15 protein-coding genes are annotated in these 12,955 nt (G+C 38.0%); 11 read left to right on the top strand and 4 right to left on the bottom strand.

Features of this window, described 5'->3' with window-relative positions; all coding sequences use genetic code 11:
- Positions 1-344: 344 nt before the first annotated feature.
- Entirely contained in the window at positions 345-1,670 is a 1,326-nt protein-coding gene (locus ACO6UW_RS04190; RefSeq protein WP_057062145.1) for a hemolysin family protein, read from the bottom strand.
- Between the two features lie 123 nt (positions 1,671-1,793).
- On the bottom strand, positions 1,794-2,783 hold the full coding sequence (locus ACO6UW_RS04185) for a LysR family transcriptional regulator (protein ID WP_004703082.1): 990 nt from the start codon (positions 2,781-2,783) through the stop codon (positions 1,794-1,796).
- 587 nt (positions 2,784-3,370) lie between these two features.
- Here ACO6UW_RS04185 and ACO6UW_RS04180 point away from each other — a divergent pair.
- Positions 3,371-4,975, top strand: a complete 1,605-nt coding sequence (locus ACO6UW_RS04180; protein ID WP_002117581.1) for an isocitrate lyase — start codon at positions 3,371-3,373, stop codon at positions 4,973-4,975.
- 56 nt (positions 4,976-5,031) lie between these two features.
- On the opposite strand, the gene ACO6UW_RS04175 is transcribed toward ACO6UW_RS04180, so the two are convergent.
- Both ACO6UW_RS04175 and ACO6UW_RS04170 read right to left on the bottom strand, forming a co-directional pair.
- Positions 5,032-5,502, bottom strand: a complete 471-nt coding sequence (locus ACO6UW_RS04175; RefSeq protein WP_005070596.1) for a copper resistance protein NlpE — start codon at positions 5,500-5,502, stop codon at positions 5,032-5,034.
- A gap of 187 nt (positions 5,503-5,689) precedes the next feature.
- Positions 5,690-6,013 carry a hypothetical protein gene (locus tag ACO6UW_RS04170; protein ID WP_005070594.1) on the bottom strand — a complete coding sequence of 108 codons (324 nt, stop codon included), beginning with the start codon at positions 6,011-6,013 and terminating at the stop codon, positions 5,690-5,692.
- A 201-nt stretch (positions 6,014-6,214) separates the two neighbouring features.
- Here ACO6UW_RS04170 and ACO6UW_RS04165 point away from each other — a divergent pair, with 201 nt between their 5' ends.
- The 10 genes from ACO6UW_RS04165 (at position 6,215) to ACO6UW_RS04120 (ending at position 12,922) form a co-directional block, all read left to right on the top strand.
- Positions 6,215-7,090: an urease accessory protein UreD gene (locus ACO6UW_RS04165; protein ID WP_042783326.1), complete on the top strand. Its 876-nt coding sequence runs from the start codon at positions 6,215-6,217 to the stop codon at positions 7,088-7,090.
- A 101-nt stretch (positions 7,091-7,191) separates the two neighbouring features.
- A complete protein-coding gene (gene ureA / locus ACO6UW_RS04160; protein ID WP_002117495.1) occupies positions 7,192-7,494 on the top strand; it encodes an urease subunit gamma in 303 nt (100 codons plus the stop codon).
- A gap of 11 nt (positions 7,495-7,505) precedes the next feature.
- Positions 7,506-7,826: an urease subunit beta gene (locus ACO6UW_RS04155; RefSeq protein WP_057062146.1), complete on the top strand. Its 321-nt coding sequence runs from the start codon at positions 7,506-7,508 to the stop codon at positions 7,824-7,826.
- The gene (locus ACO6UW_RS04150; RefSeq protein ID WP_032004140.1) at positions 7,816-8,274 is read left to right on the top strand and encodes a GNAT family N-acetyltransferase; all 459 of its coding nucleotides are present in this window, start codon (positions 7,816-7,818) and stop codon (positions 8,272-8,274) included. Before ACO6UW_RS04155 ends, ACO6UW_RS04150 begins: the two co-directional genes overlap by 11 nt.
- 12 nt (positions 8,275-8,286) lie before the next feature.
- Positions 8,287-9,987, top strand: coding sequence for an urease subunit alpha (gene ureC, locus ACO6UW_RS04145; protein WP_002117509.1), 1,701 nt, complete (start codon positions 8,287-8,289; stop codon positions 9,985-9,987).
- A gap of 70 nt (positions 9,988-10,057) precedes the next feature.
- Positions 10,058-10,540: an urease accessory protein UreE gene (gene ureE, locus ACO6UW_RS04140; RefSeq protein ID WP_057062147.1), complete on the top strand. Its 483-nt coding sequence runs from the start codon at positions 10,058-10,060 to the stop codon at positions 10,538-10,540.
- On the top strand, positions 10,527-11,192 hold the full coding sequence (locus ACO6UW_RS04135) for an urease accessory protein UreF (RefSeq protein ID WP_057062148.1): 666 nt from the start codon (positions 10,527-10,529) through the stop codon (positions 11,190-11,192). Before ureE ends, ACO6UW_RS04135 begins: the two co-directional genes overlap by 14 nt.
- 23 nt (positions 11,193-11,215) lie before the next feature.
- Positions 11,216-11,830, top strand: coding sequence for an urease accessory protein UreG (gene ureG / locus ACO6UW_RS04130; protein WP_002117800.1), 615 nt, complete (start codon positions 11,216-11,218; stop codon positions 11,828-11,830).
- Between the two features lie 9 nt (positions 11,831-11,839).
- Positions 11,840-12,409: a HupE/UreJ family protein gene (locus tag ACO6UW_RS04125; RefSeq protein ID WP_057062149.1), complete on the top strand. Its 570-nt coding sequence runs from the start codon at positions 11,840-11,842 to the stop codon at positions 12,407-12,409.
- A 57-nt stretch (positions 12,410-12,466) separates the two neighbouring features.
- Positions 12,467-12,922, top strand: a complete 456-nt coding sequence (locus ACO6UW_RS04120; RefSeq protein ID WP_057062150.1) for a hypothetical protein — start codon at positions 12,467-12,469, stop codon at positions 12,920-12,922.
- The last annotated feature ends 33 nt before the right edge of the window (positions 12,923-12,955 follow it).

Genomic DNA, 12,955 nt, shown 5'->3' with positions numbered 1-12,955 from the left:
TATAAAAATAAAAATTATATGGCATTTTTTTTAATTATATATATTTTGATGAGTGAAATGAGAAGAAGAAGCATTTAGGGGCATACTTTGAGCTAAGTTACATAAGTTTGTTTGCAATGTAAATGGAGCTTAATCACTTTATAGGCAGTTAAGAGATATAGATTATTTTATTAATTTTCAGTATTTAAGCTTTAATAGAGTTACTAAATAAAATAATAATACTTTTAGATTAAAAGAGCAAATTGAATAAATGAATCTAAAATAATTATTACATATATTTAAAAAAGTTATTTAGTTTAAAAAAATACCCCAGCTAAATTGTGGGGCATTTAAATTAATACCGATTAGTTTTCATAAATTGATGAGTGTGTTTCGGTTTGTTCTAAAATTCGAGTTACAAGAAGTTGGTCAATTTTAAAATGGTCGACATCGACAACTTCAAATTTATATCCACCAAATTCCACAAAATCTGCTGGACGTGGAATTTTGCGTAAACGGTACATCATGAAACCTGCGAGCGTCTCATAGTTTTCTTCATCAGGCATTTCATCAATTTCAAGAGCATGTCTTAGGTCATCAATTGGTGTGCTGCCATCAATTAACCAAGAGTTATTATCACGTTTAATGATTTGCTGTTCTTCTTCAATAGGAGTAACCCAATCACCCATAACTGTGATCATGATATCGCTTAGCGTAATCACTCCTACAACAAGTGCATATTCATTGATAACGACAGCAAATTTCTCTTTTGTAGAACGAAAACGGTCAAGTAGTTCAGAGAGTGTGAGTGTGTCGGGAATCATGAGTACAGTACGAATGGTAGACTCATTTAATTGAGTTGGTGATTGATTATTTAAAATGCGTACTAAGAAATCTTTAGCATCAACATAACCAATAACCTGATCAATATTTTCATTACACACTAAAAATTTTGAGTAAGGATATTCTGCTAATTTTTGACGAATACTATCTTCATGTTCGTTTAGGGTGAAATAAACGACGTTTTCACGTGTCGTCATGCTTGAAGGTACAGTACGTTCTTCTAGTTCAAAAACATTCTCAATAAAGTGGTGTTCTTGTTTTTGAAGTACGCCGGCTTGAGCACCTGCATCCATGACTGCTGAGATATCATCAAAAGTAATATTATCTTCGCGTGTTGTATTGACTTTAAATAAGCGAAATAACAGATTCGCAATAGCATTAATTCCCCAAGCTAAGGGTTTACACACCTTAATAAAAACTTGAATCGGGTTAATAACGCTAATTGCAATTTTTTCAGGTGCAATCATTGCCAAGCGCTTTGGCATAAGATCGGCAAATAAAATAAATAGAGAAGTTACTAAAGTGAAGGAAAGGGCAAAACCGATAGTTTGTGTCCATGGACCTTCATAAAAGCGGTCAACTAAAGTGACAAAAAAGGGACGAAAAGCAGCTTCACCCAAAATACCGCCTAAAATTGCAACTGCATTTAGGCCAATTTGAGAAGCTGCAAAAAAATCGGCAGATTGTTCTTGTAGATCAAGTACTTGTTGGGCACGTTCTTCGCCAGCTTCGGCTAAAATTTTTAACTTTACTTTTCTGGCACCAGCCAATGCAATTTCAGTTAAAGATAAAAAGCCTGCTGCGATGATGAGCAGTACGATGATAATGATATTTTGAAAGAGACTCACAAATCACCCGAGGTTCATCATTATTATGACTATGTTTTAACACAAAAAAGCGCTGAGGTAATCAGATTGATTGCTCAGCGCTTGAAGATAATGTCTAAAATCGACAATTAAATCAAAATTTACTTAATAGTGAGAAAATTGCGAATTGTTGGTTAGAAATTCACGATTTTCTTCTTCAATCATTTGACGAGCAACAAATAAAATAAGTTGGCGTAACCAGCGATGAGCTGGATGATGATGTAATAACGGGCACCAAGCCATTTTAAGTTCAAATTCTGGAATATAAAAAGGAGGATCCTTTATAACCAGTTTTGGATTTTGAGTTTGTAGGCGTGCCATTCGAGTTGGAAGGGTGGCAATCAAGTCAACATTTTGAGCAAGTAATGCTGGCATTTGGTAGTGACGCGTAAATACAGAAATTTTACGACGTTGACCAATACGTTCTAATGCCTGATCGATCCAGCCTAAACCGCCTTGTTTATCTGGATTTACACCAAAGCCTACACCCATACCTGTTTTAGAAACCCAGATATGTTGCGCATCTAGATAACTTTTTAGATTCAAATGGGTTACAGCAGGGTGTTTGTCATTAAGAATACAGCTGAAACTATCACGCCAAACTAACACTTGGTGGAAACTTTGCGGTATTTCATTAAATCTATTAATCGCAAGATCAACTTTACCTTGTTCCATGTCTCTATAAGACACATCACTTGGTGTAAGAAAGTCGAGTACAACATTTGGAGCTTCAGAGCGTAGAGCTTTGACAAGACGAGGGACTAAAGTTGCCTCGGCATAGTCAGATGTCATAATGCGGAAAACGCGATTACTTGTATAAGGGCGGAATTCGGTACGGGGTTCCAAAATCATGGAAAGATCAGAAAGGGCATCACGAATACGGGGTTGTAATTCAAGTGCACGTTCTGTCGGGGTCATCCCTTCGGAGGAACGGATAAGAAGCGGATCATTAAATAAATTACGTAAGCGACGTAAAATATTACTCATTGCAGGCTGAGTTACCCCAAGCTGTTCGGCTGCGCGCGTAACATTTTTTTCACGAAGAAGTACATCAAGATATATTAATAGATTAAGATCTACTCGCTCCAGATTCATAAAAAAAATACCGAAAATAAAACCCTGAAATTGTTTCAAATTATGCCATATTTAATAATCATTGTGTGAAAAAATGATGAGAAAAGCGACATTTTTTGTAGGAATTAATTATGGTAGAAAGGCGTTTCAAAGGCACGATTTTATTGTCTTTGCTCAGTTTTGAATGAAAGAAATCTAAATAGAATATATTTATGAATAACTTCTCAATTTCTAGCATATGAATTGACTTTTTGCATTGGCAAAAATAGCCTAATTTACAATTGACTTTTAGGTTTAAAAATGAGTGGAAAATCTCCAAAAATTGTATAAAAATAAGACTTAGTGAGTTTTTAGAATAAAACTCTATACTCCTTTAGGATAATTTTATTTTTATAAACAAAGTGTTAAAGTTTTTTGTTTTATCTATAATATCGATTTATTGGTATATTTTTTAAATAAATACTGAAGATTAACAAAGGATATTGGATTAATTGATTGGCTAAGTCTAAGCTGTGTTCATGAGGAAGCAGCTGGTGTCATAAGAAATTTAAGTAACGTGACTCTAGGCTTCAATCGATGAAATCCTAAAATGAATACAGGACAATATCATGACTACATATCAAACAGCGATTGATGCAGTACGTCAATTAAAAGCAAAATTCGGCAATACTTGGGCAGACATTAGCCCAGAAGATGCTGCTCGTATGCAACTTCAAAACCGTTTCAAAACTGGTTTAGATATTGCTAAGTATACAGCTGCGATTATGCGTCGTGATATGGCTGAATACGATGCTGACTCAAGCAAATATACTCAATCATTAGGTTGCTGGCATGGTTTCATCGCACAACAAAAAATGATTGCGAACAAAAAATATTTCGGTACTACAAGCAAACGTTATATCTACCTTTCTGGTTGGATGGTTGCTGCTCTTCGTTCTGAATTTGGTCCACTTCCTGACCAATCTATGCACGAAAAAACTTCTGTTCCTGCATTGATCGAAGAAATCTATACTTTCTTACGTCAAGCTGACGCAAAAGAATTAAACGATTTATTCCGTGCGCTTAAAAAAGCACAAGAAGCTGGTGATACTGCTAAAGCAGCTGAAATCACAGCTCAAATCGACAACTTTGAAACTCACGTTGTGCCAATTATTGCGGACATCGATGCTGGTTTCGGTAACGAAGAAGCAACTTACTTACTTGCTAAGAAAATGATCGAAGCTGGTGCTTGTGCGCTTCAAATTGAAAACCAAGTATCTGATGCTAAACAATGTGGTCACCAAGCTGGTAAAGTAACTGTTCCACACGAAGACTTCATCGCTAAGATCCATGCATTACGTTATGCATTCTTAGAAATGGGTCTTGAAGAAGGTATCATTGTTGCGCGTACTGACTCTGAAGGCGCTGACTTGACTCAAAAAATCCCAGTGGTTAAAGAGCCAGGTGACATCGCTTCTCAATACATCAGCTACTTAGATACTCAAGAAATTGACATTGCTGATGCTCAAGAAGATGAAATCTTAATCAAACGTGATGGTAAATTACACCGTCCTAAGCGTTTACCTTCTGGCTTATATCAGTTCCGTGCTGACACTCAAATTGACCGTGTTGTACTTGACTGTGTGTCTAGCTTACAAAATGGTGCTGACCTTCTTTGGATCGAAACTGCGACTCCAAACGTAGAAGAAATCGCACACATGGTTAACCGTGTTAAAGAAGTTGTTCCAAATGCTAAGCTTGTTTATAACAACAGCCCATCATTCAACTGGACTTTAAACTTCCGTCAACAAGCTTACGACCGTTGGGTTGCTGAAGGTAAAGACGTTTCTGCATATGACCGCGCTAAATTAATGAGTGCTGAATATGACAACACTGAATTAGCTGCTGATGCTGATGACAAGATCCGTACTTTCCAAGCAGATGCTTCTCGTGAAGCGGGTGTGTTCCATCACTTGATCACACTTCCGACTTACCACACTGCTGCTCTTTCTACTCATGAGCTTGCACAAGGTTACTTCGGTTCTGAAGGTATGTTGGCTTATGTCGCTGGCGTACAACGTAAAGAAATCCGCGGCGGTATCGCTTGTGTTAAACACCAAGCAATGGCGGGTTCTGACATCGGTGATGATCACAAAGAAATCTTCTCTGGTGATAACGCTCTTAAAGCACATGACGATGCTAAAAACACAATGAACCAATTCGCAGCTCACTAAGAATTGATTCATAAAAAAACCCGCTCAAATGAGCGGGTTTTTTTAATTATTAAAAATTATTTTTTCAAAACATAGTGTTCAGCTAAAGAGCCTTCAACTTTTTTACCTTCCATATCTAAAGCAGTTGCAGTATTTTCACCAATAAAGAATTTACGGTTTTGGCCTTTATCATCTAACGTAATAACTGAAGTATTATCTTTGTCGAAAGTAAAGGTACCATGGGTTTCAAATGGGTTGGTGTCACCTTTACCAAGATAAGTTTCGGTTAGCTCGTAGGTTTTATCATCTTTAAGTTCTAATTCAGTTTTAATACCTTCACAGTCCGCACATGGGAGAGTGCCTTTATATGTGCCGTCCCAATCGAGTGAGTTTTCAGCTGTGTGTGCGGTATCTACAGCATTATTATTTGCTTCAGTGGTTTGCGCTGGAGCAGATGCTTGAGTTGTCGTCTCGGCTTTATTTTCATTTTTGCTACAAGCGGCAAGAAGGATACTTAAGAGTGCTACTGATAATAATGTTTTTTTCATGATGATCTAAACCTCGGAAAATAAATAAAAAACAAGTAAACAGGCTATGAAATATAAGAGCCTAATAAAAGTTTAAGTATGTAATTTAATTTTAACAAAAGGTAAAGTGAGTAAAAATTAATCAAAAAGAAAGATATAAAATTAAAAAAAGGTATCCACTAAAAAATTAAGTGAATACCTTTATATATTAAGGTTGAGAAGAAACCCCACCTAAAGAATCACAAGCTGATTTATAAAGTTGATATTGTTGCTTTAAAACTTCATCGAGCGGCATGTCGAATAATTCTTCACCATTCTTGTAACTTTCTACATATGAAGTCGCCTTTTCTTTGCTTACCGCTAAAGACTGCTGGTAGTAAGAATTGATTGAGCTTGTTGCAATCTGACTTGTCTCAACATTTTTACATTCAAAATTATGGAGAATTTTTTCTGCACGTTTGACCTCACTAGATTGGCCAAAAATACACCCCGTTAAAAAGACAAGTGGCGTTAACACGAAAAAAAGTTTCATGGAGAGTAAGTATGGAAGCAACGGTGGGCGCTATTGTATAAATAATTCCATGAGTTACTGTGGTTTTATGTTAGACATTGATTGTTTTTTAACTCATTAAAATCAAAAAATTGTATCTAATTTTATCATTTTGCTTATTTTTATATTTGGTGCGTATTTTGCTTATAACTTTAAGCACTTATTTTGAACATATGAACCAGAATGAATCAGGTACAAACGTTTTCAAAAAACTCTTTAGCACCATTTTGGTATGCGCGATTAGAGCTCGGATTTTGTTTTGAAAATTCGCGCACCATAATGAGTCATAGAAAGCACCATGGCCCTGTAAGGGTGCAAAAAATGCTCTGGCCTGAAAAAACAGGCGTATGTCATGCGATTATTGTACATCCTCCAGCAGGAATCGCAGGAGGAGATCATCTTACTTTTCAAATTGAAACCAAAGATCAAGCTCATGCGGTTGTAACGACTCCTGGTGCGGGAAAGTGGTATAAAACCAATGGGAAGCAGGCCTTTCAGCATATTCATCTTCATGTCCGAGATCGGTCTATTTTGGAGTGGGTTCCACAAGAAACGATGCTGTTTGATGGAGCTCTAGCACACTCAGAAACTCATATTCATCTTGATCTTGCTGCCAGTTTTATTGGCTGGGATATGTTGGTACTCGGGCGGCAGGCACGCGCTGAACGTTTTGTGCAGGGAAGTTATCACAACCAGTTTAAGTTGTGGCGAGAACAAAAATTATTGGTTGCAGATACATTGTTTTTTGAGGGTGAAGACCGTTGGCTTAGTTCGTGTTTAGGTATGAATAATCAAGCAGTAATGGGAAGTTTTTGGGCCGTAGCACCTGAGAAATATCGGTCATCATTTTATTTAGAACAACAGCTCGAACTCATTCGCGAATTGATGATGCGTATGCAAGCACCTGTAACTTTAACATTATTAGATGATGTAGTTTGTGCGCGTTTCTTGGGAAATGATGTCCGACATTGCCATGATGCATTTGCGGCAATAAGAGCAAGATTAAGACGTTATTGGTTTGATTTAGATGAAGAATTTCCGAGAATTTGGAGAACCTAAGTTACGTTAAATTGCGTATTTAAAAAACGATTAAAACAAGTATGCTGCTTTTGAGCACGTATTTTGCTTAAAGAAAGTTAGATGCTATTTAGGAAAGAGATATGGAACTCAATCCAACAGAAAAAGATAAATTACTTATTTTTACCGCAGGGCTAGTCGCTGAGCGCCGTAAAGCTCGCGGCTTAAAGCTAAATTATCCGGAAGCTATCGCTTTTATTTCTGCTGCTTTGCTTGAAGGAGCGCGGGACGGTATGACGGTGAGTGACTTGATGCATTACGGAACAACTTTATTAAAGCGCGAAGATGTGATGGATGGTGTGCCAGAAATGATTGCTGAGGTTCAGGTCGAAGCAACTTTTCCTGATGGCTCGAAGTTAGTCACTGTTCATCAGCCAATCGTATAAAAGGAGCGTTTATGATCCCTGGTCAAATCATTACTCCAGATGCAGACATTGAGCTGAATGTTGGGCGACAAACTTTAAAAATTGTAGTTGCTAATATTGGTGATCGACCTATTCAGGTGGGTTCTCATTTTCATTTTTATGAAGCAAATGATGCACTACAGTTTGATCGTGAAACAGCGAAAGGCTTTCGATTAAATATCGCTGCAGGCACAGCGATACGTTTTGAACCGGGACAAAGTCGGGAAGTGGAGCTTGTTGCTTTAGCGGGTAAGCGAGAAGTATATGGTTTTGCTGGTCGAGTCATGGGGCGTTTGGATGAAAATGTTGATTAGAAAAGCAATGAAAGATGACACAGATACTATCGTTGCCATAATCGCTCCATATGTAGATCAAGTGATTGCAAATGAAGAAGGGCGCTCACGCTTTAAACCAGAAGTCATACAAACAATTTTTGATCGAGAAGATATTCATTATTTTGTTGGAGAGATTGATCAACAGATCGTGGGTATAGTCGCTTATATGGAACCCTCACATTTAATGCATTTTTTTATTAAAAAAACACATTTGAAACTAGGTCTAGGGCGACAGCTTTGGGATTTCATAGAAGAAAAAATTAAAAATGAAAATATAGACGTTGAGAAAATTACGGTAAATTCAAGTTTTTATGCTCAAGATGTCTATGAAAAATTTGGTTTTATTGTAAGTGGTGATGCTGCTGAAAAATGGGGAATCCGGTTTATCCCGATGACAAAATATTATGCTTTGCCATCAGAAAAATAAGGAACTAATCATATGAAAATGTCACGTCGTGCATATGCTGAAATGTTTGGTCCAACGGTTGGTGATCGTATTCGCTTGGCTGATACAGAGCTTTTTATTGAGGTTGAGCAAGATCTAACGACTTATGGTGAAGAAGTTAAGTTTGGCGGTGGCAAAGTTATTCGTGATGGAATGGGGCAATCTCAACTTTTAGCTGATGAAGTTGCCGACACTGTCATTACTAATGCCTTGATTGTAGATTGGTGGGGGATTGTAAAGGCTGATGTTGGCTTAAAAAATGGTCGAATTTGGAAAATAGGGAAAGCTGGAAATCCTGATATTCAACCTGACATTACTATTCCTTTAGGTGCTGCAACAGAAGTGATTGCGGGTGAAGGCCAAATTTTAACGGCAGGTGGTATTGATACTCACATTCACTGGATTTGTCCTCAACAAGTTGAAACTGCGCTCATGTCGGGTACAACAACAATGGTAGGTGGTGGTACAGGACCTGCGGCAGGTACTTCGGCAACGACAGTGACTCCGGGACCTTGGCATATTGCCACCATGTTGCAAGCCATTGATGATTTACCTATGAATATTGGCCTGTTAGGCAAGGGTAATTTGAGTTTGCCAGACCCAATTCGGGAGCAAATTAAAGCTGGGGTAATTGGGTTAAAACTGCATGAAGATTGGGGCTCAACACCAGCAGCAATTGATAATTGCTTGAGTGTGGCAGATGAGTTTGATGTGCAGGTTGCAATTCATACAGATACTTTAAATGAAGGTGGGTTTTTAGAAGAGACTCTAGCTGCATTTAAAGATCGTACAATTCATACATACCATACCGAAGGTGCGGGTGGTGGACATGCACCTGACATTTTAAAGGCAATTGGGCAAAGTAATGTGTTGCCATCTTCGACCAACCCAACACGTCCTTATACGATTAATACTATTGATGAGCATTTAGATATGCTCATGGTTTGCCATCATTTAGATCCGGCAATTGCTGAGGATATTGCATTTGCTGAAAGCCGTATTCGCCGTGAAACCATTGCTGCCGAAGATATTTTGCAAGATTTAGGCGCAATTGCCATGATGTCATCTGACTCTCAGGCGATGGGGCGCGTGGGCGAAGTGATTTTACGTACTTGGCAAACTGCTCATAAGATGAAAATTCAACGTGGTCCTTTAGAGGGTGATAATGAGTTTCATGATAACAATCGCGTTAAACGCTACATTGCCAAATATACAATTAACCCAGCCATTACCCATGGTCTAAGCCATGAAATCGGTTCGGTTGAAGTTGGAAAACTTGCTGATTTAGTGTTATGGAAGCCTGCGTTTTTTGGTGTAAAACCTTCCATGATTATTAAAGGTGGCATGATTGCAGCGGCACCGATGGGTGACATTAATGCTTCCATTCCGACACCTCAACCCGTGCATTATCGCCCAATGTTTGGTGCTTATCCGCGTGGTGTGCATAACACCTGTATAACCTTTTTATCTCAAATCGCAATTGATGAAAAAGTTGCTGAGAAACTAAATCTTAAAAAGTTAATTAGTCCATGTAAAAACACGCGTGCAATTACTAAAGCCGATATGAAGCACAACACATATTGTCCAGTCATGCATGTTCATCCTGAAACTTACGAGGTGCGGGCTGATGGTGAATTACTAACGTGTGAACCTGCTGATGTATTACCTATGGCTCAGCGTTATTTCTTATTTTGATAAGTTTTATAGAGATGATATGTCTTATTACTCTAGATATGAAAGAAATAAATAAGGAGAGAAAAGCTAAATGAAAATCTATACCCAACGACTTGAAGATATTTCTCCTGATCAGGCATTTGAAACGGTTGAACTGACTTTTGATACCCGTCAAAAATCCCGCTTTCGAGCGGCTTTAGCGAGTGGCATCGATATTGGTGCTGATTTACCGCGTACTGGCATTTTGCGTAGTGGTTCATATATTGCAACTCAAGAGGGTGATGTATTACGTGTTGACGCGAAACCTGAGCGATTAATGCAAGTCACTGCTCAAACCGATTTTGATTTGCTTAAAGCTGCCTATCACTTAGGTAATAGACATGTACCGTTAATGTTGACCTCTACAGCTTTGTATTTTGAGCCTGATCATGTGCTTGCAGAAATGGTAGAAGGTTTAGGACTTACAGTTTCAGAAACTGATTATCCGTTTGAACCTGAAAGTGGCGCTTATGCACAGCATAGTCATGATCATCGTTTAAGCCCAATCAAAGCTTTACATCATGTCCATTCATAGTGCCGCGCAATTACTGCAATTACTGACACTGTCTTCTACGGCATTGCCAGTTGGGGCGTATTGTTATTCGCAAGGTGTGGAAACGGCGATTGATATTGGCCTAATACATGACGAAACCTCGGCAATTGCTTACTTTGAAGAAGTGCTTGAGATGTTGTTGGTGAGGTATGAGTTGCCCGTATTAAAGCGTCTTATGCAGCATCATGATGACTCAGAACAGTTTCTGGTTTGGGCAAATTTGTATAAGGCCAGCAGAGAAAGCAAAGAACTCTTGGCAGAATCTCAACAGCTGGCATTTTCTTTAAATGCGTGGATTAAAGATGTTTTAAAAAAAACAGTTGAGGTTAAAAAGCAGTTTGGTTTCGTACCAGTCTATGCACAGCTTTGTGGCCGACTCGAACTCAACGACATGGATGTACTTACGGCTTATACCTTCACTGTTTTAGAAAATCAGGTTTTAGCCGCAGTAAAAACTGTTCCTTTAGGACAAATGGCTGGGCAAAGAATTTTATGGCATTTGCATGGTTTAGTACCACAAGCGATAGAGAAAGCTTTGAAGCTGAATGACGAGCAATTGAGCAGTGCTTTACCTCGTTATGCCATGCTGAGCATGAAACACGAAACACAATATTCACGGTTATTCAGATCTTAAGTTTAGGAAAAAGGATAAAAATCATGACAGAGCGTAGTCCATTACGAGTTGGAATTGGCGGACCGGTAGGTTCGGGTAAAACAGCACTTACACTTAATTTATGTTTAGCCTTGCGTAATAAATACAATATGGCTGTGGTGACAAATGATATTTACACCAAAGAAGATTCAAACTTTTTAACCCGTAATGAAGCGATGTCGCCAGATCGTATTGTGGGTGTTGAAACAGGTGGTTGCCCGCATACGGCAATTCGTGAAGATGCTTCAATTAACTTGGCTGCAATTGATGATTTGTGTGAAAAATTCGAAGGCTTAGAACTCATTATTATCGAAAGTGGTGGTGATAATTTAGCTGCAACATTTAGTCCTGAACTCTCTGATTTAACTTTATATGTCATTGATGTGGCTGGTGGTGAAAAAATTCCTCGTAAAGGTGGCCCGGGTATTACCAAGTCAGATTTACTCATTATTAATAAAACTGACCTTGCGCCAATGGTAGGTGCAAACCTTGATGTAATGGACCAAGATGCGAAACGCATGCGCGGAGAAAAGCCATTCTTATTTTCAAACATGAAAACACAAGATGGTCTTGAAGAAATTATCCAATTTATTGAGAAACAAGGGCTGTTTAAAGCTTAAGGAGAGATTATGGACTTCATGAAAAAATGGGGTGTAGTGCTCCTTTCATTATTGCCAGCACTTGCAATGGCTCATCCGGGACATGACCATGCACATTCTGGTTTTATGGCGGGCTTTATTCATCCCTTTACTGGGTTAGACCATTTAGTCATGGCCTTGGGTTTCGGTATCTTACTGTGGTCAGCTGCTAAACAGTGGAAAATTGCTGGAGTTATTGCCTTAAGTATTACCTTAATTATAGGCTTTTTAGTAGGTGCTCAAGGTTTGGTACCAGATAATATGGCTGAATACGGCATTGTTGCTTCTTTAGTTATTACAGCAATTGCCCTATGGACAAAGTCAAATAAAGTTTTACCAATTGCCGCGGCATTACTTGCAAGCTTCCATGGTATGGCCCATGGTGTTGAGTTAGCACATGCAGGGCATATTGTTGCATTAGTAACTGGTATGGTTGCTGGTATGGCGCTCATCTATTTTTCTGGATTGGTATTGGGTGCTGTGCTTACCCGATATGTGCCTTATGGCAAAAAAATTGTTGGCGTCTGTGCAGCAGTTGTTGCAATGATTGGCTTAAGCTAACTAAAACCTTGCAAAAAAAGGTAGCTTTGAGTTACCTTTTTGGATTTGCAAAATAAAATGTGTGTGCATAAAAATATTTATACTGTTTTTACAGTGCTGATTATCTTTTACAGTGGATATGTTCAGGCCTATGATTTTTTTCAACCAGAAAGTGATTCTACTTTACTAGATACAGACCAGTTGTTAGATCAATCAGATTTAAACTTGGAACAAAGGCGGTTAGCCATTGAGCATGATGATGAAGTTAATAACTATAATGTGCTCAAAAACGAGTTTTATTCAAATGAGCGTTGGGTAATTTATAATTATACAGCCTATGATACCGGGCAACTTCAGAATAAAAACAGTAATGGTTTTACGAATCATATTAATATTCAAGATTTATCTATTTCAGTCGGATATGGGGTTAATTATAGTGTTAATCCAAAACTGAAAATTGGTTATGAATATATTTCGAGTTTTCCTTATGATCGAGGTCAACTCATACGATTTTTTACGATCTATTTATTCTGAAATAAAAAATAAAAATAATCTAATTCAAATAAA

Source organism: Acinetobacter sp. JADD-222, from assembly GCF_049310645.1.
The sequence above is the reverse complement of the archived record's forward strand: the minus strand, read 5'-3'. Positions and strand labels throughout refer to the sequence as shown.

Bases quoted from the DNA above. Each gene is read 5' to 3' on its own strand.
- ACO6UW_RS04155 (WP_057062146.1), top strand. From the start codon at position 7,506: ATGATCCCTGGTCAAATCATTACTCCAGATGCAGACATTGAGCTGAAT.
- ureE (WP_057062147.1), top strand. From the start codon at position 10,058: ATGAAAATCTATACCCAACGACTTGAAGATATTTCTCCTGATCAGGCA.
- ACO6UW_RS04135 (WP_057062148.1), top strand. From the start codon at position 10,527: ATGTCCATTCATAGTGCCGCGCAATTACTGCAATTACTGACACTGTCT.
- ureC (WP_002117509.1), top strand. From the start codon at position 8,287: ATGAAAATGTCACGTCGTGCATATGCTGAAATGTTTGGTCCAACGGTT.
- ACO6UW_RS04180 (WP_002117581.1), top strand. From the start codon at position 3,371: ATGACTACATATCAAACAGCGATTGATGCAGTACGTCAATTAAAAGCA.
- ureA (WP_002117495.1), top strand. From the start codon at position 7,192: ATGGAACTCAATCCAACAGAAAAAGATAAATTACTTATTTTTACCGCA.
- ACO6UW_RS04125 (WP_057062149.1), top strand. From the start codon at position 11,840: ATGGACTTCATGAAAAAATGGGGTGTAGTGCTCCTTTCATTATTGCCA.
- ACO6UW_RS04120 (WP_057062150.1), top strand. From the start codon at position 12,467: ATGTGTGTGCATAAAAATATTTATACTGTTTTTACAGTGCTGATTATC.
- ACO6UW_RS04170 (WP_005070594.1), bottom strand. From the start codon at position 6,013: ATGAAACTTTTTTTCGTGTTAACGCCACTTGTCTTTTTAACGGGGTGT.
- ACO6UW_RS04185 (WP_004703082.1), bottom strand. From the start codon at position 2,783: ATGAATCTGGAGCGAGTAGATCTTAATCTATTAATATATCTTGATGTA.
- ACO6UW_RS04150 (WP_032004140.1), top strand. From the start codon at position 7,816: ATGTTGATTAGAAAAGCAATGAAAGATGACACAGATACTATCGTTGCC.
- ACO6UW_RS04165 (WP_042783326.1), top strand. From the start codon at position 6,215: ATGAATCAGGTACAAACGTTTTCAAAAAACTCTTTAGCACCATTTTGG.
- ureG (WP_002117800.1), top strand. From the start codon at position 11,216: ATGACAGAGCGTAGTCCATTACGAGTTGGAATTGGCGGACCGGTAGGT.
- ACO6UW_RS04175 (WP_005070596.1), bottom strand. From the start codon at position 5,502: ATGAAAAAAACATTATTATCAGTAGCACTCTTAAGTATCCTTCTTGCC.